Here is a 20,229-nt window from a genome sequence, read left to right as displayed (position 1 = left end):
GCCCGGAACATGACCGCTGAGTCCACCCCCCAACGTAAGAAGTCCATCGCGTGGCTCGTGCCGGCAACCCTGGGCGCCGGTGCGCTGGCCCTCAGCCTGGTCACGGGCTCGCTGGGCGCGTACACCGCGTCGATCAAGAACGACAACAACACCGCCGGCGCCGGCGGGTTGACCATGCAGGAGACCGGGCCCGGTGCGGACGGCACGAACGTGACGTGCGACAGCTCCGAGGGGACCAACAACGTTGCCACGTGCGCCACCATCAACAAGTACGGCGGCAAGACCACGATGGCCCCCGGGGACGTCTCCACGGTCAACATCACCCTGAAGAACACCGGCAGCATCGCGGCCAAGGCCGCCACGCTGACCCCGGGGGCCTGCACGCAGACTCCCGCCGTGGCTGCCGGCAAGGGCGACCTGTGCGGCCTCATGAACGTGGTCATCACTCAGGACGGCACCGAGATCTTCAGGGGCACGGCCAAGGAGCTCGCGGCCAAGTCGAACTCCCCGATCACGCTCACTGCACCCGCGGCCGGAGCGTCGAACGCGTACAAGATCACCACCACGCTGCCCGCCTCCGCGGACAACACCTACGCGGGAGTTACCATCTCCCAGCCCCTGACCTGGACGTACACCGCCTGATCCCCTGAGCACCTCTGCAGACGCCGGCGCCGGTCGCCGGCGTTTGCCGTTGCCACCGATCAGCGACGTCGCCGTCACCCCGCCCACCGGCCGGGTGACGGCGTGACCACGGAAAGGCCCCCATGTCGTCACCTCTTCCCCGGGACGAGCCGGACGCGGATGCCCCGCGCACGGAACCGCTGGCCGTCGTCGACCCCGAGGAACGGTCCCCCGGGGTCGGCGACGACGTTGCGGCACATTCCGAGGCGGGGGCCGAGGGCGTCCCCGGGCCCGAGGACGACACGGCGGAGGACGGTGACGACGCCGCGCAGCCCCGCGGCGGACGCACGGCACGGATCATCGGGTGGGTGGGCGCCGTCGTGCTGAGCCTGTTCGTGGTCCTGTGCGTGGTGCTGGGGCTGGGCGGGTACCGCGCGTACATCATGGAGACCGCGTCCATGGGCACCTCCGCGCCGGTGGGATCCCTGGTGGTGACCCAGCCCGCCGAGGTGGCGGAGCTGCACGCCGGGGACATCGTGACCGTGGCGCCGTCCACGGGCGGAACCACCCACACGCACCGGGTGGTCTCGGTGGACGGGGCCTCCGCCCAGACCCAGGGCGACCTCAATGGCACGCCGGACCCCGAACGGGTGGTGCAGGGCAACCTGGAGGGCCGCGCTGTCGTCGTCGCACCGGTCATGGGGTGGGTCACCAAGATGCTGCCCATCGTGCTGGTGGTGCTGCTGGTGAGCATGCTGCTGACCGTGCGCGTGCGCGATCCACGGGCGAAGTTCCGGTACCGCGCGCTGGGGCTGTTCTGCGGGGTGGCACTGTCCGTGGTGATCGTCCAGCCGCTGCTGGGGGTCCAGCTGCTGAGCATGAAGACGGACCAGGACGCGGACGGCCCGTTCGCCGAGGCCCACGTGGTCAGCACCGGCATCTTCCCGGTGAGCGTTGCACCGGCGGAGGACCGCGGCACGGCCACGGACGTCCTCGCGCCCACGGGTGCGGACGGGATGGCCCGGGCGGACGAACCCTCCGACGGCGGCAAGTTCACGTTCTACCCGCGGGTGGAGCTGACCCCGGGGTGGTGGCTGGGCGCGGTGCTGTACTGCGCAAGCCCGTTCGTGCTCTTCGGGATCCACCAGCGCGTCACGCGCCAGAAGGAGGAGGTCCCCGCATGAGCGAGTCCTCATCGCAGAGCATGCGGAAGCAGAGCCCCGAGCAGCGTGCTCGGCTGCTGCGGGTGGCCCTCGGGCTGCTGGTGACGGTGGCCCTGGTGGTCATCCCCCTGGTCACCCCCGGCACCCTGGGGCGGTTCACCGCGGCGGTCAACAACACGGCCAACTCGGGCACCGTCATGCCGTTCTTCTCGTGCCGCGAGGCGCTGACCAAGGAGACGGGGCGGGTCTTCGCCTACCAGTTCAACGAGACCAGGCCCACGAACCTGGTGGATGGCAGCAACAGCAGCACCGCCTCCTCCTACGTGACGCCCAGGAACACGGCCACGGCGTGCAAGCACGACACCGTGGGCTACCTGGAGTTCGCCGGGAACACGAAAAGCCCCTCAATCGTGCGCAACACCACGTCCGTGACCCCGCCGCAGACGTACACGCAGGAGCTGTGGTTCCAGTCCACGGGTACACAGGGCAACCTCATGGCCCTGACGAACAACGACACGTATCCCCAGGAACTGAAGTTCGACCGCGAGCTCTACGTGGGTGCCTCCGGCAAGCTGAACATGAGCAACTACGTCTCGGCCACCGGCGGATTCGAGCGTGTCCAGAGCCCAGCGACCGTGGCGGACGGCAAGTGGCACCACGTGGTTGCCACGCGGGATCCCGCCGCCGGTTTCGCCTCGGTCTACCTGGACGGTGTGCTCGTGGGCAGCACCCCTGCCACCGGAACGCTGGAGACGTATTCCCCTGCCCGCTGGCGGATCGGGTGCGCCCGCGTGGACTCCTGGCCGGACGCCCCCGCCAAGTCGGCGGAGTGCTTCAAGGGCAACATCGGCTTCGCGGCGGTCTACAACCGCGGCTTCACCCAGCAGGACGTCACCAACCACTACAAGGCGGGGGTCTGGGGCCCGTAGCAGGCGGGGGCCGGTCCACGTTCCCGGCTGCGCCCGTACCCGGCGGGTCTCTCAACGGACAAAAGCCCCGCGGCCGCCTGGTCTGCGGTGCCGCGGGGCACCCGCCCGGAGCCCGTACGCCCCGGACGGGAGTTCTAGTTCTCGCGAGCCGGTGAACCGGACTCGGACAGGTCTTGCTCCGGCTGGTCGTCGCGGTCCTGCCTGGTGCCGGGGGAGCGCCAGCCGTCGTGCCACGCGTTCATCCACCCGGAGTCCTTCACGCTCATGGGCGTGCCCTGGAGGTAGAGGCAGGGCCTGTCGCGCGGCGCGGCCTTGCACACGGTGTCCGCGTCGTGGCCGCGCCCTGTCTCTTCCACGGCCCCGTGCGTCGTCGACGACGTCGCCCGCGGCCTCTCCGACGCAACAGAGCTCGACGACGCGCTGGGGCTCGCGGGCGTACCCCCGCCCGACGTCGCCCGCGGCGTGGCCGAGGCGGACGGCTCCGCCGTCGCGAACAGGGACGGGGTGCTGACCTCGGTAGGCAGGGGGCTGTGGTCGTATGTCCCGTAATACTCCAGGGACGAGTCGTCCGTGGGATCCGACGGGTCCGAGCCGACCGGGTCCGTGGTCACCGGGTGCCGCGGATTGGCGAAGTCCTTCTGGCTGCTCTGCGGGTACCAGTAGTCCGCGGTGGGCATGGCCACGCCGTAGTAGCCGGAGCCCGCCGTGACCGAGGCGCGCTTCGGGGAGGCGCCCTGGGTGCCCACAAGCACCATGCCGTTGTCCGTGTGGGCGTCCAGCCGGTTGCTCACGTGCACACCGTCCAGCAGCACCCGCCCGTTCGTCGAGCGGGCGTCCACCGTGGCGGCCTCCAGATCGCTCGCCTCCACCGCGCCGGTGTCGGTGCTGGCGACGACGTCCTGGAACGTGCCCTCCACGGAGAGCGAGTTCGTGGTGCCCTCCAGGTCCAGGGAGACCGGCGCGGAGTCCTCGGGGACCGTCACCGAGACGCTCCGGTTCGAGGAGGCTCCCAGGCCCCAGGCGTTGGCGGCGGCGCCCAGGTCGAGGGACAGCTCGCCGTCGTCCAGGACGGGGGAGGGCGCGCGGTCCGGGATGTTGATTCCAGCCTCGGACCACAGCACCTCCACGCGGTCCGCGGTGGCGCTGGTGTGGATGTAGACGGCGGCGTCGGCCGCCGTCACGTGGATGCTCTTGACCGCGGAGGGGGCCGTCCAGGAGCCGTTGTGCTCCTGCGTCAGGGCGAGTGCGCCGGTGACGCCCGCGCCGCCGACCAGCAGGCCGATCGCGGCCACGCCGCCCACCACGGCGGTGGCGGTGTTCCACGCGCGGCGCTCGCCGCGGGGGAGGGGACGGTCCTGACGGGGGTCCTGCGCGGGCAGGGAACCGGAATCCGGGGTGGCCGGGGAGGGAGTGTGAGTGCTCATGTCGTGTCCTAGAGGGAGTGGTCCGAGTAGCCGAGGTACTTGAGAACGGCCAGAACCCTGCGGTTGCCGGTCTCCGAGGTGACGCCGAGCTTGGCGAAGATCGAGCCGATGTGCTTCTCCACGGCCGACTCGGTGAGGTACAGGTTCGCGGCGATGGACGCGTTGGACAGTCCCTGCGCCATGAGCCCCAGCACCTCGCGCTCGCGCGGGGTCAGCAGCTCCAGGTCCTCACGACGCCGCGAGCGCACCAGGATCTGCGTGAGCACCTCCGGGTCCAGCACGGTGCCGCCGGAGCCGACGGTCTGCACGGACTCGAGAAACTGCTCCACGTCCGCCACGCGGTCCTTGAGAAGGTAGCCCAGGCCCTCGCGGCGCGAGGCGATCAGTTCGGACGCGTAGCGCTCCTCCACGTACTGCGAGAGCACGAGGACAGCCACGTCCGGGTGGGCGGAGCGGATCAGCACGGCGGCGCGGATCCCCTCGTCGCTGAACGAGGGCGGCAGCCGCACGTCCACCAGGGCGAAGTCCGGGCGGTGCTCCTCCACGGCCTTCACGAGCCCCTCGGCGGTATCCGTCTCCGCGACGACGTCGTGCCCCGCGTCTGTGAGCAGGCGCACCAGTCCGGCGCGCAGCAGGACGGCGTCCTCGGCGATCACGATGCGCATCTCAGTTCTCCTCTCCGGTGCTGCCGAGCGGCAGCTCCACGATCACCTCGGTGGGCCCGCCCGCGGGGGAGTTCACGAAGAACCTGCCCCCGGCGGAGCGGATCCGGTCCCGGATGCCGGAGAGGCCACCGCCCGGAACCACCTGGGCACCGCCGCGGCCGGAGTCGCGGACCCCCGCCACCACCACGCGGGTTCCAGGAGCCGGGCCGTCCTGCACGGACACGGCCACGTCCGCGGAGCGCGCACCGGAGTGCTTGACCGCATTGGTGAGGCTCTCCGAGACCGCGAAGTAGACGGCGGCCTCCGTGCGCGGGTCCAGGCGCGGCACGGTCACGGCAACGTCCACGGGGAACGGGGCCTGCGCCGCGACGGCGGAGAGGGCGGCGTCGAGCCCCCGGTCCTCCAGCACCGCGGGGTGGAAGCCGCGGGCGAGCCGACGCAGCTCGGTGATCGCGGCCTTGGTGGTGCCGTGGGCCTCCGCCACGAGCTCCTTCGCGGCCGCGGGGTCCGTGTCGATCTTGGACTTCGCCATCGAGAGGTTCATGGCCACCGAGACCAGCTGGGGCTGGACGCCGTCGTGCAGGTCCCGCTCGATGCGGGAGCGCTCAGTCTCCGCGCCGCGCACCGCAGACTCCTTCGCGGCGGACTCGTACTCCGCGCGGCGCTCGGACTCCATGGCCTCGCGGCGCAGCCGGGCGGCCTCGCTCTGGCGCAGCAGCCCCGCGGAGAGACCGCGGTGGGCCAGCGTCAGCAGCACGCCCAGCAGGATGCCGAGCACCACCGCGAGCACCGAGCCCGCGACCAGGGCCCACGGGGGAACGTCGCCGGCCTGATCCATGAGTGTGCGCACCACGGAGTCCGCCGGCATGTACAGCGGCGTGGTGGCGGCGGCGATCCCGGCCCCGGCCACTACGAACGGCACCAGCATGAGCCAGCCCAGCAGGCACGTGATCGTCAGGTGCAGCATTCCCAGCCACAGGGAGCCGTCGCTGGCGTCCAACCAGATCTGGTGGGGGATCCGCACCCAGTCCGTGCGCGGTGTGCGGCGCCGCTGGGGGTCGCGGATGTCCAGACCGAACGACGACGCCGAGCGCCGCCGTTCCAGCCACACCGCCGCCACCATCACGTAGACCGTGGCGGCCAGCACCAGCACGCCCAGACCGAGCGCCGGGACGGTGGTCACACCGGCCACGAGCAGTGCACCGATCAGGCACAGCAGCGCCGTGTTGAGCACCGCGTCCACCACGAGGTCCAGACCTCCGAAGAACAGGGTCTTGGGGGAGAGCATGCGCCACTCGCGGATCGCGGGCACTGGCGGGCCGGGCGGCACGCTCTCTCCGGTCGGCAGGTGACCGAGGCCGTCGACGTCGTCGCCCCCGGTCACGGGGCGGCTCGCGCGGTCCGCGGGGCGGGTGCCGTCCCGGTCCGCCAGGCCTTCCGGGCGGCCCACGGGAGGCAGGGCGCGGTGCCCTGCGGCGTCCTCGCGGGGGAGCACGCGGGTGGAGCCGGCCGGCGGGAGTTCCGTGGTGGCCTGACCCTGCGCGGGGACAGCGGAGTGCGCGGCCTGAGCGGTCTGCGCAACCTGATCGGCTTGCGCGGTGGCCCGGGGCGTGGTCTCGGCAGTGGAGCGCGCACCCCGTGCGCCGGAAACGTCCCGAGAGTCGGCGTATGGCTCGGCGGTGGCGGTCACCGACTCGGACGCCGCGGCCGACGGCGGCAGCGGCCGGGTGCGGTCCGAGGCCGGGGGAAGGGGTTCGGTGGCGTCCCACGGCGGGGTGGGTCGCGAGGCTGGTGTGCTCATGGCCTCCACGCTACGGACACCCCACCCGCGTGCGCGCCAGAGCCAGCCACCGAGTCGCAGTGGGGTTTTCCCCACCCCTCGCCCACTCCACGCCCATCCCCGCTCCAGAGCCGCGAGTCCTGCCCCGGCGCCCGCGCGTTCCCGCCCTAGAGTGAGCCTCATGCAGCACGATCTCATCGCTGCCGGGACTCCCCGGCAGCCGGGAGCGCTCGCCGGCGAGCGCGACCCCGCCGTGGACGCCGCCCGCGTGGGCTGCGTGATCGCCGTGGTGTGCATCCACATCCTCATGGTCACCCTCACCGCAGACCCCGCCACCGGGCAGATCACCTCCGTTCTCGTGCCCACGAAGCAGCCCTGGTACTGGTGGGCCACCTGGATCTTCCAGATCATGCCCCTGTTCTTCGTGGTGGGCGGAACGGCGGCGGCAGGCGCGTGGCGGCGTCGTCGGGCCCAGGGCATGGACCCCGCGGAGTACGTGCGCGAGCGCGCCCTGCGGCTCGTGCAGCCGGCCGCCGTGCTGTGGTGTGCCCTGGCCCTGGTGGCCGGGGCGGCGCTCGCGGCGGGAGCGCCGTACGAGCTGGTGACCTTCGCGCTGTCCGGGGTGGGCATGGCGCTGTGGTTCCTCGCCGCGTACCTGATCTGCCAGGCGCTCACCCCCGCGTTCCTCGGCCTGCACGAGCGCATGGGGTGGGTGTGGTGCTGGTTCCTGCTGTGCTGCACCGTGCTCGTGGACCTGCTCAGCGCTGCCAGCGGGGAGCAGTGGTGGGGGCTGCTGAACATGGTGTTCGTGTGGCCGCTCGTGCAGCAGTTCGGCTTCTTCCGCGCGGACGGCTGGTTCGCCGCCCGTTCCCGGACGCTGCTGGTGGCGCTCGCGGCGGCGTCGTACGCGCTGCTCGGTGTGTGCGTGGCGGTGGGCCCCTACGCCCCGGACATGCTCACGGACCTCAACCCGCCCACCGTGTGCATGGTGCTGCTCGGCTTCGCGCAGGCGTGCCTGCTGGAGGTGTTCTCCCCGGTGCTGCGGCGGCTGATGACCACGCGCCCGGCGCGGGCGGTCGCGTACGTGATCGGCACGCGCGCCATGACCGTCTACCTGTGGCACCTCCCGGTGGTCGTGGCCGTCATGGCCGTGTGGTTCTTCGCCGGAGGCTGGGACCCCGTCCCCGGTTCCGCCGGGTGGTGGCTGCTGCGCCTCCCGCTGGCCGCGGTGTGCTGGACGGCCGTGCTGCTTGCCGCGGCGGTGCTGCGGCGCGCGGAGACGGCGTCGGTGGAGCCGTGGGGCAGGCGGGAGCGCAGCCTGCCGGGCGCGCTGGTGTTCGCGGCGCTGGTCTGCGCGGCGGTCCCGCCGCTGATCGAGATCATCACCCTGCTCACCGTTCCGCTGGTGGTCATGGGCGCGGCAGGCTCGGTGCTCGCCGTCGTCGTGCTGCGCAGCGGGCGGGTGCGGCAGGGACCGGGCCCCACGGACGGGGCCGTGGGCGGTGACAGGGTTACCGGGGGCCGCGGGGTTCCGGCGTATGCTCGGTGCCGTCCTCGTCACACGGTGCCCCGCGACCCCTCGCGGACGCGCTGGCAGTGACGCCGTTGCCGGGGCTGGGCCCCCGCGACCGAGAGGTGATCGCATGGCTTCCAAGAAACCGGTGCGCGACAGCGCCGAGCACAACGCCTACTTCCCGTCCGAGTACTCGCTGGGCCAGTACGTGGCACCCACCACGGACTTCGACGGCGCCCACGGCGTCCCCTCCGTCTCGTCCGGACCGCGCAAGATCCTGACCGTCCTCACGGACGAGCGCTACCTGCCGCTGGAGGACGACGTCTACTTCTCCACCGGCAACCACCCGGTGGAGACGCTCCTGCCGCTCATGCATCTGAAGGCCGCGGGGTACGACGTGGACGTCGCGACCCTCTCCGGCAACCTCGCCAAGTTCGAGCTGTGGGCCATGCCCGAGAAGGACGACGCCGTGCAGCAGGCGTGGGAGGAGCTGCGGCCGCAGTTCGAGCGCCCCCGGCCCCTGCCGGAGATCGCCGACGGGCTGGACGGGGACAGCGACTACGCCGCCGTGTTCATCCCCGGCGGCCACGGTGCCACGATCAACCTGGCGGACAGCCCCGAGGTGGGCCGTGTGCTCGCCTGGGCGCTGGAGAACGACCGTCCCGTGATCACCCTGTGCCACGGCCCCGCCGCGCTGCTCTCGGCCGTGGGCGATGACGGCAAGAACCTCTTCGAGGGCTACTCCGTGACCGTCTTCCCGGACGCGCTGGACTCCGGGCCGAACATCGAGATCGGCTACCTCCCCGGACGCATGACGTGGCTGGTGGCGGACGGTCTCACCCGTGCCGGGCTCACCGTGGTCAACGACGACATGACCGGGCAGGTCCACCGCGACCGCGGCCTGCTCACCGGCGACAGCCCGCTCGCCTCCAACGCGCTGGGCCGCCTGGCCGTGGAGACTCTCACGGGCCAGGCGTACGCCGCGGACTGAGCTCCGGCGCTCTCCGACAACGACGACGCCGCCCGGCTCCCTCTTAGGGGTGCCGGGCGGCGTCGGGTCTGTGGCTACCCGCCGTGCACACCGTGAGAGGTGCGCACGGCCAGGGGACCGCTCAGTCTCGGGCTGGAACCGCTGGCTGGCCCCGAGGCCCGTACGAGCGTCCCCCGTGCCAAATTCATCGTCGCGCGGTCGGCTACGAACCCTCTGACCACTCGACGGATCGGATGGTGAGAGATAAGATGGCTCTTGCGGACCCGCCCCACACTCGTGGATTGGCGGGTCTAGCTGTTTCCGGCTCAGATCCCCTGTGGGCCGTCGAAAGGGCCGCGCGGGGTGAGGTACTGCTCGTACCATTCCCACGCGAATTCATTGCCCTGGTGACGATTGAGGTGGCAGAACGCCGAGTAGGCCACAAGGTCAGCCATCTGCATGAGCTGGGACTGCTTGGAATCGTGGAACATGGGGTCCTCGATGACGTGCCGGGTGGCCAGGGGCAGGGCTCGGTGGGCGTTGAAGTAGGCCCTGTCCGAGCCGTTGCCGTCCATGCCGATGAGCACGTAACTGTCCTCCGCGCGGTGCTGCTCGTTGACCGACTCCAGGAGTTCTCGGTAGACCTCAGCCCGTTGCTCTCTGTAGCCGCTTCCGATGGCGGCAGTCTGGCGGTAGACGGCCCCGATGCGCAGGTCCTCGCACCGGGCCAAGGTCTCGAGGCAGTCGACGGCGACTTGTCGGCCCAGCGTCTTCCACTCCGTCCTGCCGTGCTGGTCATCGCGGGTGGAGATCCGGGACCGACCGTTGACGAATTTGGTGGCATGCAGCTCTTGAGAAGGGGGCACCAGATATTCCCGGTACAGGAATTTGCGAAGTTCCAGAATGGTGCGCAGAGCATGACGCCACCGCTCAGGGCGGCATTCCACCCAGCCGTAGACAACCAGACCGCTCTCCACCGACCCGGAATCGTCGATGTAGAGCATGCGGGAAATTGTCACCGGACCCCCTCGTCCGCCACGCTCAGCCCTGCTCGTTCGGGCGGGTGAACGGGAACGCCAGGGTGGCGCGGATGTTCGTGCCGGTGAGCATCATGATGAGCCGGTCCACGCCGATGCCCAGACCACCCGTGGGCGGCATGGCGTACTCGAGGGCGGTGAGGAAGTTCTCGTCCACCTCCATGGCCTCCGGGTCACCCGCGGCGGCCTTGAAGGACTGCTCGGTCAGGCGGTTGCGCTGGTCCACGGGGTCCACGAGCTCGCTGTACGCGGTGCCGATCTCCGCGCCGAACGCCACGAGGTCCCAGCGCTCCGAGAGCCGCGGGTCCGTGCGGTGGGTGCGGGTCAGGGGTGAGGTCTCCAGCGGGAAGTCCGTGTAGAACACCGGCAGGGTGGTCTGACCCTCCACGAGCTCGTCGTAGAGCTCCAGGACGACCTCGCCGGCGGTCATCGTCTCGTGCCAGTGCACGTTGTGGGCGTCGGCGACGGCGCGGACCTCCTCGAGCGGCGTCGTCGAGGTCAGCAGCGTGCCCGTGGCCTCCGAGACCGCCTGGTGCACGGGAATGACGGGCCACTCGTGGTCCAGGCGGATGCGGGTCTCCCCGCCCTCGCCGTCCGGGCGCACGGCCACGGGCTCGCCGTGGATCGCGGTGGCGACCTCCAGGATCAGCTCGCGCGTGAGCACCCGCATGGTGTTGTAGTCACCGTGCGCCGCGTACGCCTCCACGGACGTGAACTCCGGGTTGTGGGTGGCGTCCGCGCCCTCGTTGCGGAAGTTGCGGTTGAGCTCGAAGATCTTGTCCATGCCACCCACGCACAGGTGCTTGAGGTACAGCTCCGGTGCGATGCGCAGGTAGAGGTCCGCGTTGTACGCGTTGATGTGCGTGCGGAACGGGCGGGCGCTCGCGCCGCCGTGCACGGCCTGCAGCATGGGGGTCTCCACCTCCATGAAGCCGCGCTCCATGAAGGACTGCCGCATGGCCGCGATGCCGCGCGAACGGGCCCGCAGCAGCTGCGCGGACTCCTTGTTCACGATCAGGTCCAGGTAGCGCTGGCGCACGCGGGCCTCGGGGTTCGTGAACCCCGTGTGCTCGCTCGGCACGGGCCGCAGGGACTTGGAGGCCATGCACCAGGACGTGGCCAGCACGGACGGCTCGCCCCGGCGGCTGCGCCCGAGCGTGCCCGTCACGGAGACGTGGTCGCCCACGTCCACCGCGCGCCGCCACAACCGCATGAGCTCGGGTGCCACGGCCCGCTCCTCCAGCACCACCTGGATGCGCACGTCCCGCTCCTCGACCACGGCGAAGACGACGCCGCCCAGGTCGCGCAGCGCACGCACGCGCCCGCCGATCGAGACGACCTCCCCGGTGGTCTCCGCGGTGCCGTCCGCGATCAGCTCCAGGGCCTGCTCCACAGTGGTGGTGTGGGGCACGTCCACCGGGTAGGGCTCCATGCCGGCTTCGCGCAGGACGTCCAGCTTGGCGTGGCGCACCCGCTGCTGCTCGCTGAGCTGGCGCACCGGGCGCGGCGGGGTGAGCAGCTCCCGGTCCTGGGCGATGACGAGGTCCGCGAGCGGCGTCGTGGTGCCGTCCGGGGCGGTGACGAGCGTCTCGCCGTCGTGACCGGGACGGGGTGAGCGGCCCGGGAGGAAGCCCTCCGCGCGGCCCGCGGCAATGCCCACGAGGGGGAGGTCCGCGGTGGAGTCGTAGCACAGGAACCGGCTGTCCCAGCGGGGCAGGTACTTGGCGTTGGCCTCGTAGAGGGACTCGAGCTGCCAGAACCGGTTGCCCCAGGAGAGCACCCGGTCCGCGATCCGCACGCCCAGCCCGGCACCCACCTTGTCCGCGCCCGTGAACACGGAACGGAACATGGCGAAGTTCAGGGAGACCTCACGGATGCCCAGCTCTCCGCCGTCCTCCGCGAGGGCGGCCACCATGGCCTCGTTGACGCCGTTGGGGGCGTCCGGGGAGCGGCGCATGAGATCCAGGGAGATGCCGCGCGTGCCCCACGGCACGTAGGACTGCAGGGCCACGATCTCCCCCTGCGCGTTGCGCACGAGCACCGCCACGCAGCGGCCGTCCGTGCGGTCCGCGAGCCGGTTCAGGGCCATGGAGAATCCGCGGTCCGCCTCGTCCCCGCGCCACTTCTCGGACAGCTCGATGATCTGCTGCAGGGTGGCGGCGTCCAGCTGGCTGTGGCGCTCCAGGGTCACGGTGCACCCGGCGTCCCGCACGCGGGCCACGGCGCGCTTGACCGGGCGCATGGTGCGGCCCTCGAGGGAGAAGGAGTCGGTCTCCAGCACGGCCTCGTCACCGAGCGGGCGGGCCCGCAGCCCGGCATCCACGTAGGCCTGCGCGCCGGTCTCGGACGCGGAGAGCACGGCCAGGCGCCACGCGTGCTCGCGGCCCTCCTGCTTCCAGGCGGCAATGGCGTCCTGCCAGGCGTCGTGGGGGCCCAGGGGATCCCCGGAGGCGAGGCACACGGAGCCGATGACGCGGTAGGAGACCGCTGCGCGCCCGTCCGGGGAGAAGATCACGGACTTGTCCCGGCGGGTGGCGAAGTAGCCCAGGGAGTCCTGGGCGCCGTACTGCGCCAGGAGCCTGCGGATGTGCAGCTCCTGGCGGGGGTCGATGACCTCCGAGCGCTGCGCGGACTGGGTGAACTGCCACACCGCGTAGAACAGCACCGCGGCCCCCAGCACCCCGGCCAGGACGGCCAGCCAGTGCGGCCCCGCGGAGCCGTCGGAGATGCTGCGGGGCAGGGAGAGGCCGGTGACGCTGCGCACCGAGAACCACAGGTGCTCCACGCCGTGCAGGTGGCCCGGGACGAACCACGAGACCGCGAAGACGAGCGCCATGACCAGCAGCAGGCCACCGAGCAGGGTGAGCAGGGCGTTGCGCAGCGCGCCGGAGCGCATGCGCGCGGGGAAGTCCTTGCGGCGCACGATGAACGCCACCGTCCACGCGGTGGTGACCACCGCGCCCACGACCAGCAGGATGCTCTCCAGGGGCTCCAGCTCCCCCTCCACCGAGTCCGTGAGCAGGGCGACGCCCAGCAGCACGAACACCAGCAGCTCCAGGAACAGCACGCCCAGGGAGACCACCCACGCGACGCGCAGCCTGCGGCGCAGGGACGCCCCCACGATGAGCAGGCTCAGCGCCAGGAACAGGTTCGGCCCCGAGGGCACGCCCAGGGTGGTGAACACCTCGTCCACCCAGTAGAGGGACTCCTTCTGGGCGAACGGGATGGAGATGAAGGACCACAGGGCCGCCAGGAACACGAGGGTGCTGGCAAGCCGCGGCAGTCGGTCGTGGGATGTCTTCACGTGCGTCACTTTCTGGCCCCCGGGGTCAGGTCCCGGCACCGGGTGTGCTCGGATGCGTTCATGGTGTCTTTGGTATCACGGGTGTGCGGGGATGGCGGTGTCGTGGCGCTCACGCCACCATCACGATTCACCCGTCCGGTGCCTCGCGAGGCCGCACGTGCTCGAGGACCAGATCGCTCAGCCGGGGGGCCACCCGCGGAGGCACCTGGTGGCCCATCCCGGGCAGGGCCACGAACCGGGCCCCGGGGATCGCCGCCGCGGTGGCGGGCCCGCCGTCCGGGCGCACGATCCTGTCCCGGTCCCCGTGGAGCACGAGCGTGGGGGCTGTGATCTCCCGCAGCGTGGCCGTGCGGTCCCCGGAGGCCCGGATGGCGCCGATCTGACGGCGCATCGCCGCGGCCTCGTTCGCCGGGTCCAGGCTGCGGCGCCAGTGCTCCTCCGCGAGCCGGCGCTCGTGCGCCCGGTCCACGGGGAAGCCCGTGCCGGCCAGGTGGCGCGCCATCACCAGCCGGGAGCGCACGTACAGGCGCCGGGGGCGTGCGCCGGGCAGGGCGAGCATCGCCGCCGTGGATGCCGCCACCGTTCCCGCCGAGGGTGCGCCCGTAGTGGAGCACAGGGAGACCAGCCGCCGCACCCGCCGCGGGTGGTGCGCCGCGAGCGCCTGCGCGATCATCCCGCCCAGGGAGAACCCCAGGACATCCGCACGCTCCACGCCGAGCACCTGCAGGGTGTCCGCGACGTCCTGGGCCATGTCCTCCACCGTGTACTGCCCGGCGGGCAGAGCCCCGCGCAGCAGCTGTCGTGCGGTCGGGGGCGGGGAGGACGCGCGGAACGAACGCCCCACGTCCCGGTTGTCCAGGCGGAGCACCCGGTGCCCGCTCCCGGTCAGCGCCTGCACGAAGGTCTCCGGCCACGTGGTGAGGTCGAACCCGAGCCCGGTGAGCAGCACGAACGGCGGCCCGTCCTCCGGACCGTCCTGGCGCACGCAGAGGAACCGTTCGCGGTCCAGGTGGACGATGCGCTCGCCGCCCGTCCGGGGACGGCTCGGGGCCGGGGTCTCGTCCCGTGCCCCGTCCGCCCCGGGGGCCGCCGCGTCCCGGCCCGACGGCGCACGGTCCCCTGGGGTGGTCATGCACCCCATTCTAGGTCCGCGCCCCTGCGGGCCTCCGGGCCTCGGGCTCCCGCGCCCCGGGGCGCCGGCGACCGCACGCCACCGGAGCGAACGGCGACCTTCCGCAGTCCCGGTGTTGCCGTGCGCGGTGTGACGTGGCTAACGTTGGCCACCAGCCTACGGCGGGTCCGCAGCGGACTGTCTACCGGGCGAGCAATCAGAAATGCACTGGTTCGGCGCCAACGAGCTCCCGGTACGGCTGAGGATCCACCCGCTCCGCGTCCCCGCCAGTGGCTTGTCACGAGGAGCCAGGGCCATGAACGACATGCGGTTGACGATCAACGGGCAGGACCGTTCCCTGGCGGGGGTCGCCCCGCACACCCGCCTGCTCGACGCCCTGCGGGACGCCGGTCTGACCGGCGCCAAGGAGGGCTGCGCCGAGGGCGAGTGCGGGGCGTGCGCCGTGCTGGTGGCACGCCCCGACGGAGCGGAGCGGACCCGGTGGACAGCCGTGAACGCCTGCCTGCCCGCGGCTGCCGCCTTCGAGGGCCAGGAGATCGTCACCGCCGAGGGGCTGGGCACTGCGCCCGGCCCGCGGGGTCCGGGGCAGCTGCACCCGGTGCAGCAGGAGATGGCCACCCGCGGCGGTTCGCAGTGCGGCTACTGCACCCCCGGATTCGTGTGCGCGATGGCCGCGGAGTACTACCGCCCGGACCGTGCGGGCGCGCAGGAGGATTCGGACACCCCGAGCGCACAGCGGGCGGAGCAGACCGGTACGGGCGCCGTCGGCGAGGAGCACGCCCCGGACCACGAGTGCGGGCCCAACGGCTTCGACCTCCACGCCCTGAGCGGCAACCTGTGCCGTTGCACCGGCTACCGGCCCATTCGCGACGCCGCCTACGCACTGGGAACCCCCGAGGAGACCGATCTGCTGCGGCGTCGTCAAGAGCAGCCGGCGCCCGCCCCGCGTTCCACCCGGCTGAGCTCGGACGGGGCGCACTTCATCCGCCCGGAATCCCTGACCGAGCTGTTCGAGCACATGGCGCGCCACCCCGGGGCGCGGATCGTGGCGGGAGCCACGGACGTCGGTGTGGAGGTCAACATCCGTCACGTCCGCCCGGGCACGGTGCTCGCCGTGGACCGGCTCGCCGAGCTGCGGGGCCTCATGGTCTCCCGGGACAGCGTGGAGATCGGCGCGGGGCTGAGCCTGTCCGAGGTGGAGCGGGCGCTGGGGCACCGGGTGCCGCTGCTGGACCAGCTGTTCCCACAGTTCGCCTCGCGGCTGATCCGCAACGCCGCCACGTTCGGGGGCAACCTGGGCACGGGATCTCCCATTGGGGACTCCGCGCCGGTGCTGCTCGCCCTGGGCGCATCCCTGGTGCTGGCGTCCGCAGCTGGTGAGCGCGAGGTGTCGCTGGACGAGTACTACACCGGGTACCGCGAGAGCGTGCGCCGCCCGGAGGAGATCATCCGCGCCGTGCGCATCCCCCTGCCCGTGGCGAACACGGCGGCCTTCCACAAGATCGCCAAGCGCCGCTTCGACGACATCTCCAGCGTCTCGGCGGCCATCGCCCTGCAGGTCGACGACGCCACCGTGACCGGAGCGCGGATCGGCCTGGGCGGCGTCGCCGCCACTCCGCTGCGCGCCCGGGAGGTGGAGGACGTCCTCGTCGGTCAGCCGTGGACCCATGACGCAGCCCGGGCCGCGGCGCTTCTGATGGCTCGGCAGGGGACCCCGATCGACGACATGCGGGCGAGCTCCCGCTACCGCTCGGCCATGCTCGAACAGGTGATGCTCAAGTTCTGGGCGCAGTCGCAGCCCACCGGGATCCAGGAGGTGCAGTCATGACGTCACTCGCGGAGCGTCCCGAGAACCCCGTGGTGGGCCGTGCAGTGGCCCACGACCACGCGGCGGAGCACGCCACGGGCACGGCGCTGTACACGGACGACCTCATCCACCGCGCCCAGAACGTGCTCCACGCCTGGCCCGTGCAGGCCCCGCACGCCCATGCGCGGATCACCTCCCTGGACACCGCGCCCGCACTGGAGGTCCCTGGGGTGGCCCGGGTGCTCACCGCGCAGGACGTGCCCGGGGTGAACGACTCCGGCAGCAAGGAGGACGAGCCCCTGTTCCCCAGCGAGGTCATGTTCCACGGCCACGCCGTGTGCTGGGTGCTCGCCGAGAGCCTCGAAGCCGCCCGGCTCGGTGCCGAGGCCGTGGCGGTGGAGTACGAGCCCCTCCCGTCCCTGATCTCCCTTCGCGACGCCATCGCCGCCGGGAGCTTCCAGGGTGGGCAGCCCACGATCAGCCGCGGGGACGTGGGTGCCGGTCTGGCCGCCGCGCCCCACCGTTTCAGCGGGGAGCTCGAGTTCGGCGGGCAGGAGCACTTCTACCTGGAGACCCACGCGTCCTTCGCGTACGTGGACGAGGGCGGGCAGGTTTTCGTGCAGAGCAGCACCCAGCACCCCACGGAGACCCAGGAGGTCGTGGCCCACGTGCTGGGGCTGGACGACCACGACGTCACCGTCCAGTGCCTCCGCATGGGCGGCGGCTTCGGCGGCAAGGAGATGCAGCCCCACGGGTTCGCGGCAGTTGCCGCCCTGGGTGCGACCCTCACGGGGCGCCCCGTGCGCGTCCGGCTGAACCGGAACCAGGACATCACCCTGTCCGGCAAACGCCACCCCTACCACGCGCAGTGGGAGGTGGGGTTCGACGACGACGGGCGTCTGCTGGCCCTGCGCGCAACGGTCACGAGCGACGGTGGCTGGAGCCTGGACCTCTCCGAGCCGGTCCTGCAGCGCACGCTGTGCCACATCGAGAACGCCTACTGGATCCCGGACGTGGAGGTGCACGGCCGGGTGGCACGCACGCACAAGACCTCCCAGACCGCGTTCCGGGGCTTCGGCGGACCGCAGGGAATGCTCGTGATCGAGGACGTCCTGGGGCGGTGCGCACCCCTGCTGGGGCTGGACCCCACCGAGCTGCGCGGCCGGAACCTCTACACACCCGGCCAGCTCACGCCCTACGGGCAGCCGGTGCGGCACGCAGAGCGGCTGAGCGCCATCTGGAACGAGCTGCACCACCGCGCGGACGTCACCCGGCGGCGTCGTCGGATCGCGGAGTTCAACGCCGCTCACCCGGACACCCACCGCGCGCTCGCGGTGACGCCCGTGAAGTTCGGGATCTCCTTCAACCTCACGGCGTTCAACCAGGCCGGGGCGCTGGTGCACGTGTACCGGGACGGTTCCGTGCTCATCAACCACGGCGGCACCGAGATGGGCCAGGGGCTGCACACCAAGATGCGCCAGGTGGCCGCCACAGCCCTGGGGGTGCCGCTCGGCGCGGTGCGGCTCGCACCCACCCGCACCGACAAGGTCCCCAACACCTCGGCCACCGCCGCGAGCTCGGGCTCCGACCTCAATGGCGGTGCGGTCAAGAACGCGTGCGACCAGATCCGGGAGCGCCTCGCGGAAGTCGCCGCCCGGGAATTCGGCATCCACCCGGACGACGTCCGCCTCGTGGCGGGCAAGGTCACGGGGATCGGGTTCCACGACCGGGCGATGACCTTTGCGGAACTCGCGCACACCGCGTACTTCCAGCGGGTCTCCCTGTGGGCCGCGGGCTACTACCGCACCGACGGCCTGCACTGGGACGCCCAGCGGATGCAGGGGGAGCCGTTCAAGTACTTCTCGTACGGCGCCTCCGTGTCCGAGGTCGAGGTGGATGCCTTCACGGGTGCGTACCGACTGCTACGAACGGACATCGTGCACGACGTGGGTGACAGCCTCTCCCCGCTGATCGACGTGGGTCAGATCGAGGGCGGATTCGTTCAGGGCACGGGCTGGCTCACCCTGGAGGACCTGCGCTGGGACGAGTCCGACGGCCCCAACCGGGGGCGGCTGAGCACCCAGGCCGCGAGCACGTACAAGCTGCCCAGCTTCTCGGAGATGCCCGAGCAGTTCAACGTCCACCTCTTCGAGAGGGCCACCGAGAGCGGGGTGGTCTACGGGTCCAAAGCCGTGGGGGAACCGCCTCTCATGCTCGCCTTCAGCGTGCGCGAGGCCCTGCGCGAAGCGGCGGCGTCGTTCGGCCCCCAGGGGCACAGCGTGGAGCTCGCGAGCCCAGCGACGCCCGAGGCGGTGTTCTGGGCGGTGCAGGAGGCCCGGGCGTCGTTGTCCTCCGGGCGTGACACCACCGAACCGGCGTCCGTCTGACGTGGACTGGCTGGACGCACTGCAGCTGCTGCGCGGCGAGAACCGCGGGGGCGTGCTCGCCACGGTGAGCGACGTGCGCGGTCACGCGCCGCGGGCGGCCGGGGCCAAGATGGTGGTGGCGGAGAAGCGCACGTGGGACACCCTGGGCGGCGGAAACCTGGAAGCCACGGTGGTCGAGCGGGCCAGGGCCATGCTGGCCAATGGTGTGCAGGTTCCCGAGATCCTGAACTTCTCGCTCAACGAGCGCGCCACCGTGACCCACGGCCGTCAGTGCTGCGGCGGGGTGGTCCAGGTGCTGCTCGACCCTCTGCCCGTGCGGCCTGTGGTCGCGGTGTTCGGCATGGGCCACGTGGGGCACGAGCTGGCCCGGATACTCTCCCGGTTCCCACTCCGGCTGCACCTGGTGGACAGCCGCGAGGGACAGGTCACAGGATCACCGGTGCTCGTCGCCCTCGACGGGCCCGCCCACGTCTGTCTGCGGCACGCACCGGCGCCGGAGACCGTTCTCGGCGAGCTGCCCGCCGGTTCTCACGTCCTCGTCATGAGTCACGACCACGCGGAGGACTTCATCCTGTGCGACGCCGCGCTACGGCGTGGGGACCTCGCGAACGTGGGACTCATCGGCTCCGCAGCCAAGTGGACGCGGTTCCGGGCGAGGCTGCTCGCCGAGGGCCACAGCGAGGCCGCGGTCAGCGCGATCCGGTGCCCCGTGGGAGTGCCGGGGATCCCGGGCAAGACGCCAGCCGCGATCGCCGTGAGCGCGGTGGCCGAACTGCTGGGGGACCTCGAACTCCCCGCGCCGGGCGGCGCAGGCGCATCTGACGGCTGAGACGGGGACCGGCGTTGCCCGCCCACGGGCTCTGGGTTCGCCCGGGTCAGTACTGCGTGCGCTGCCCGTTCTCGGCCCACGCCTCGAAGGGCTCGTTCCGCTCGGCCAGCGCCACGTGCCGCACGGGCAGCAACTCGTCCCGCTGGGCGGGGGTGGCGGTGAAGAAGTCGTAGAACGCGGCGTCGTCGAAACCGCCGTCGGCGGCGTCGTGCCGGTCCGCCGCGAAGTGCACCGCATCCAGCCGCGCCCACAGGGACGCGGAGAGGCACATGGGGCACGGCTCGCAGCTGGAGTACAGCACTGCGCCTGAGAGGTCGAAGGTTCCGAGAGCCGCGCACGCTGAGCGGATGGCGGAGACCTCGGCGTGGGCCGTGGGGTCGTGGTCCGCCGTGACGCGGTTGACGGCAGTGAACTCCCGGCCGTCCGCGGTCACGAGCACCGCCCCGAAAGGCCCGCCGTCCCGTGAGGCGTTGCGCGAGGCCGCTTGAACAGCGGTGCGGAGGTGGCGGCGGACCGCGTCCGGAGCGGGTGGGTGTGTCACGGGGCGGTCTCCTGCCAAGTCGTGGTCCGCGCGGGGACGGGATCTCGGGGGGTCGTTCCCGCCGTCCTCCCCGTCCCATGGAGCCGGCCGAGCGCCGGCGCTCGTGGGGTAGAGCGTATGTGCCCGT

Annotated in this window: 15 protein-coding genes; 8 read left to right on the top strand and 7 right to left on the bottom strand. The window is 71.9% G+C overall.

Annotated elements, in window-relative coordinates:
- Positions 1-9: 9 nt before the first annotated feature.
- The 3 genes from EAE32_RS00255 (at position 10) to EAE32_RS00245 (ending at position 2,713) form a co-directional block, all read left to right on the top strand.
- Complete coding sequence (locus EAE32_RS00255) at positions 10-642, top strand: hypothetical protein (RefSeq protein WP_121863784.1); 633 nt, start codon at positions 10-12, stop codon at positions 640-642.
- Positions 643-764: 122 nt separating this feature from the next.
- Positions 765-1,805 carry a S24/S26 family peptidase gene (locus EAE32_RS00250; protein ID WP_121844815.1) on the top strand — a complete coding sequence of 347 codons (1,041 nt, stop codon included), beginning with the start codon at positions 765-767 and terminating at the stop codon, positions 1,803-1,805.
- Entirely contained in the window at positions 1,802-2,713 is a 912-nt protein-coding gene (locus tag EAE32_RS00245) for a LamG domain-containing protein (RefSeq protein ID WP_121844814.1), read from the top strand. The genes EAE32_RS00250 and EAE32_RS00245 overlap by 4 nt, the downstream gene beginning before the upstream one ends.
- Before the next feature lie 134 nt (positions 2,714-2,847).
- On the opposite strand, the gene EAE32_RS00240 is transcribed toward EAE32_RS00245, so the two are convergent.
- The 3 genes from EAE32_RS00240 to EAE32_RS00230 are packed head-to-tail and all read right to left on the bottom strand — an operon-like array spanning position 2,848 to position 6,603.
- On the bottom strand, positions 2,848-4,137 hold the full coding sequence (locus EAE32_RS00240) for a DUF4097 family beta strand repeat-containing protein (protein WP_121863783.1): 1,290 nt from the start codon (positions 4,135-4,137) through the stop codon (positions 2,848-2,850).
- Between the two features lie 8 nt (positions 4,138-4,145).
- Positions 4,146-4,802: a LuxR C-terminal-related transcriptional regulator gene (locus tag EAE32_RS00235; RefSeq protein WP_121844812.1), complete on the bottom strand. Its 657-nt coding sequence runs from the start codon at positions 4,800-4,802 to the stop codon at positions 4,146-4,148.
- 1 nt (position 4,803) lies between these two features.
- Positions 4,804-6,603, bottom strand: coding sequence for a sensor histidine kinase (locus EAE32_RS00230; protein WP_243635517.1), 1,800 nt, complete (start codon positions 6,601-6,603; stop codon positions 4,804-4,806).
- 160 nt (positions 6,604-6,763) lie between these two features.
- Between EAE32_RS00230 and EAE32_RS00225 the strand changes: the two genes are divergently transcribed.
- Positions 6,764-8,182: an acyltransferase family protein gene (locus EAE32_RS00225; RefSeq protein WP_121863782.1), complete on the top strand. Its 1,419-nt coding sequence runs from the start codon at positions 6,764-6,766 to the stop codon at positions 8,180-8,182.
- A 43-nt stretch (positions 8,183-8,225) separates the two neighbouring features.
- Complete coding sequence (gene hchA / locus EAE32_RS00220) at positions 8,226-9,086, top strand: glyoxalase III HchA (RefSeq protein ID WP_121846177.1); 861 nt, start codon at positions 8,226-8,228, stop codon at positions 9,084-9,086.
- A gap of 305 nt (positions 9,087-9,391) precedes the next feature.
- Here the strand turns inward: hchA and EAE32_RS00215 are convergent, their stop codons facing one another.
- The 3 genes from EAE32_RS00215 to EAE32_RS00205 all read right to left on the bottom strand — a co-directional run bounded on the left by EAE32_RS00215 (position 9,392) and on the right by EAE32_RS00205 (position 14,538).
- Positions 9,392-10,069: a DUF3800 domain-containing protein gene (locus EAE32_RS00215; RefSeq protein ID WP_121846176.1), complete on the bottom strand. Its 678-nt coding sequence runs from the start codon at positions 10,067-10,069 to the stop codon at positions 9,392-9,394.
- A 37-nt stretch (positions 10,070-10,106) separates the two neighbouring features.
- Positions 10,107-13,406 (bottom strand): bifunctional lysylphosphatidylglycerol synthetase/lysine--tRNA ligase LysX, encoded by a 3,300-nt coding sequence (gene lysX / locus EAE32_RS00210; RefSeq protein ID WP_121863781.1) that lies wholly within the window; start codon positions 13,404-13,406, stop codon positions 10,107-10,109.
- Between the two features lie 127 nt (positions 13,407-13,533).
- Entirely contained in the window at positions 13,534-14,538 is a 1,005-nt protein-coding gene (locus tag EAE32_RS00205) for an alpha/beta fold hydrolase (protein WP_121863780.1), read from the bottom strand.
- Positions 14,539-14,833: 295 nt separating this feature from the next.
- Here EAE32_RS00205 and EAE32_RS00200 point away from each other — a divergent pair, with 295 nt between their 5' ends.
- Genes EAE32_RS00200 through xdhC form a run of 3 tightly spaced genes read left to right on the top strand, consistent with a single transcriptional unit; the run spans position 14,834 to position 19,561 of the window.
- Positions 14,834-16,366 (top strand): xanthine dehydrogenase small subunit, encoded by a 1,533-nt coding sequence (locus tag EAE32_RS00200; protein ID WP_121863779.1) that lies wholly within the window; start codon positions 14,834-14,836, stop codon positions 16,364-16,366.
- On the top strand, positions 16,363-18,732 hold the full coding sequence (gene xdhB / locus EAE32_RS00195) for a xanthine dehydrogenase molybdopterin binding subunit (RefSeq protein ID WP_121863778.1): 2,370 nt from the start codon (positions 16,363-16,365) through the stop codon (positions 18,730-18,732). The genes EAE32_RS00200 and xdhB overlap by 4 nt, the downstream gene beginning before the upstream one ends.
- Positions 18,704-19,561 carry a xanthine dehydrogenase accessory protein XdhC gene (xdhC, locus tag EAE32_RS00190; protein ID WP_240625144.1) on the top strand — a complete coding sequence of 286 codons (858 nt, stop codon included), beginning with the start codon at positions 18,704-18,706 and terminating at the stop codon, positions 19,559-19,561. The genes xdhB and xdhC overlap by 29 nt, the downstream gene beginning before the upstream one ends.
- 46 nt (positions 19,562-19,607) lie before the next feature.
- Here the strand turns inward: xdhC and EAE32_RS00185 are convergent, their stop codons facing one another.
- Positions 19,608-20,102 carry a nucleoside deaminase gene (locus EAE32_RS00185; protein WP_121846170.1) on the bottom strand — a complete coding sequence of 165 codons (495 nt, stop codon included), beginning with the start codon at positions 20,100-20,102 and terminating at the stop codon, positions 19,608-19,610.
- Positions 20,103-20,229 lie beyond the last annotated feature (127 nt).

Origin of the sequence: Kocuria tytonicola (assembly GCF_003687175.1) — a bacterium.
Classification (GTDB): Bacteria; Actinomycetota; Actinomycetes; order Actinomycetales; family Micrococcaceae; genus Kocuria; species Kocuria tytonicola.
Note: the sequence above shows the minus strand (reverse complement) of the source record. Positions and strands in the feature narration are given on the sequence as shown.

Bases quoted from the DNA above. Each gene is read 5' to 3' on its own strand.
- hchA (WP_121846177.1), top strand. From the start codon at position 8,226: ATGGCTTCCAAGAAACCGGTGCGCGACAGCGCCGAGCACAACGCCTAC.
- EAE32_RS00240 (WP_121863783.1), bottom strand. From the start codon at position 4,137: ATGAGCACTCACACTCCCTCCCCGGCCACCCCGGATTCCGGTTCCCTG.
- EAE32_RS00255 (WP_121863784.1), top strand. From the start codon at position 10: ATGACCGCTGAGTCCACCCCCCAACGTAAGAAGTCCATCGCGTGGCTC.
- EAE32_RS00205 (WP_121863780.1), bottom strand. From the start codon at position 14,538: ATGACCACCCCAGGGGACCGTGCGCCGTCGGGCCGGGACGCGGCGGCC.
- EAE32_RS00200 (WP_121863779.1), top strand. From the start codon at position 14,834: ATGAACGACATGCGGTTGACGATCAACGGGCAGGACCGTTCCCTGGCG.
- EAE32_RS00245 (WP_121844814.1), top strand. From the start codon at position 1,802: ATGAGCGAGTCCTCATCGCAGAGCATGCGGAAGCAGAGCCCCGAGCAG.
- EAE32_RS00215 (WP_121846176.1), bottom strand. From the start codon at position 10,069: ATGCTCTACATCGACGATTCCGGGTCGGTGGAGAGCGGTCTGGTTGTC.
- EAE32_RS00235 (WP_121844812.1), bottom strand. From the start codon at position 4,802: ATGCGCATCGTGATCGCCGAGGACGCCGTCCTGCTGCGCGCCGGACTG.
- EAE32_RS00230 (WP_243635517.1), bottom strand. From the start codon at position 6,603: ATGAGCACACCAGCCTCGCGACCCACCCCGCCGTGGGACGCCACCGAA.
- xdhB (WP_121863778.1), top strand. From the start codon at position 16,363: ATGACGTCACTCGCGGAGCGTCCCGAGAACCCCGTGGTGGGCCGTGCA.
- EAE32_RS00225 (WP_121863782.1), top strand. From the start codon at position 6,764: ATGCAGCACGATCTCATCGCTGCCGGGACTCCCCGGCAGCCGGGAGCG.
- EAE32_RS00250 (WP_121844815.1), top strand. From the start codon at position 765: ATGTCGTCACCTCTTCCCCGGGACGAGCCGGACGCGGATGCCCCGCGC.